This window comes from Clostridium sp. (genome assembly GCF_051656525.1).
Classification (GTDB): Bacteria; Bacillota; Clostridia; order Clostridiales; family Clostridiaceae; genus Clostridium.
In genome coordinates this window covers 1-1400 of sequence record NZ_JBOGCC010000012.1, presented here as the reverse complement: position 1 = coordinate 1400, position 1400 = coordinate 1, and the positions used below count along the sequence as shown (strand labels likewise).

Here is a 1400-nt window from a genome sequence, read left to right as displayed (position 1 = left end):
GATCAAACTCTCAATAAAAAGTTTAATCTTAAATTGCTCATAAAACTTACTAATAAAAGAATTGCTGGTTTAAGTTTGTTTATATATTAATCTGTTCAATTTTCAAAGACCATTTTGTTTCAATCGCTTTTGGCGACTTTTTTAGTATACTACTTAAAAACTTTTATGTCAACAACTTTTTAAATTGTTTTTTGTTTTTTGTAGTGAGCCTCTTTCACAAGATTTATTCTTGCTTCAAGCGACTCACTTATAATAACATCTATTTACTTTATTATTATTTAATATTTAACTATTAAATCAAATTAAATCACTAATTCTCTATTTTTCTTCTATTTTTCTTCTATTTACTAATAGAGATACACATGGATTAGTGTTCTTTTGTTTCATCTTAAAAAATGTTATATTTTGTTTTATTATAATATATTATCTTCTATTACTATATCCAATTTACCCGTTTTAGGATCTATTATTAATCCATGAACTCTAACATCTTTAGGCATAAGTGGATGTTTTTTTATAGAACTTACACTATTTTTAACAGATTCGTCTACTGAAGAAAATCCTTTTAACCATTCATTTACATCTATTCCGGCATTATTTAGTACTTCTAACGTTTCCTCTTTGATTTCTCTTTCTTTCATTTTTTCTATCATGTCTTCAGTATTTAAATTACACATTCCACACCCATAATGTCCTACAACAATTACATCTTTCACATTAAACTCATATACTGCTACTAAAATACTTCTAATTATACTTCCAAAAGGATGTGCAATAACTGCTCCTGCATTTTTTATTATTTTTACATCACCATTTTTGATATTCATTGCTTTAGGCAGTAATTCGGTTAATCTTGTATCCATACATGATAATATTACTGCTTTTTTATTTGGAGTCTTAGTAGCTATGTACTCTTCGTAATCTTTATTTTCAACAAATTCTTTATTATATGTCATTATATTTTCTATTATACTCATTTCCTTCACCTACTTAATTATATTATTCATCTCTAATTATACTCTTCTTACTAATATAAAAAAATCAAATTTTTCTTTAAAATCATTACTTAACTTACCTATATATTAACATTCTTAAATTTTAATCTTCTACTTTCTATATTTTCCTTCCTATTTATATACATTTTTAAAATTAATCACTTCACTTTTATAAATAATTTAATCTTTTTTTAGTTCTCTTTTGAAAATATAGATAATTTTATGCGCAAAAAAAAGCCAGTAGAATTAACTACTGACTTTTCCTTTTGTTTTCACTTGGCAACTTCCTACTCTCCCACACAGTCACCCGTGCAGTACCATCGGCGTTATAGAGCTTAACTTTCCTGTTCGGAATGGGAAGGAGTGTACCCTCTATGCCATCATCACCAAATATTCAGATTATTC

General features: G+C 26.2%; 1 protein-coding gene and 1 rRNA gene. Both read right to left on the bottom strand.

The features are described from left to right. Positions 1–413: 413 nt before the first annotated feature. The gene (locus ACRDDY_RS00405; RefSeq protein WP_438562991.1) at positions 414–977 is read right to left on the bottom strand and encodes a beta-class carbonic anhydrase; all 564 of its coding nucleotides are present in this window, start codon (positions 975–977) and stop codon (positions 414–416) included. A gap of 292 nt (positions 978–1269) precedes the next feature. Then, a 5S ribosomal RNA gene (gene rrf / locus ACRDDY_RS00400) occupies positions 1270–1386 on the bottom strand. Positions 1387–1400: the final 14 nt, after the last annotated feature.